Origin of the sequence: Psychromonas arctica (assembly GCF_038155225.1) — a bacterium.
GTDB lineage: Bacteria > Pseudomonadota > Gammaproteobacteria > Enterobacterales > Psychromonadaceae > Psychromonas > Psychromonas arctica_B.
In genome coordinates, this window is sequence record NZ_JBAKBA010000419.1 from 1 (window position 1) to 210 (window position 210).

At 32.4% G+C, this 210-nt stretch carries 1 pseudogene; it reads right to left on the reverse strand.

Annotation, left to right across the window (positions count from 1 at the left end):
- Positions 1 to 210: pseudogene (locus V6255_RS18970) on the reverse strand (guanine deaminase); the annotation flags it as partial.

A 210-nucleotide genomic window follows, 5' to 3' on the forward strand; every position in this document is an offset into this window, starting at 1 on the left:
AATCAGCGACGCTATAATCTAATTTCCCTGCAACATAAGTTGAATGAATATTTCGATCATCACCTAACATCATTAAGGCAAATAAATTATCTTGTAAACTGTTTGAATTTTCAAGGCGTAATGTTTGTAATTCCTTTGCAGCCCAATATAATACAATAAAGTCTGCTTCTTTTCCTTTTTCAAAGTTACCCCCTTTATGGTCTAAGCTAA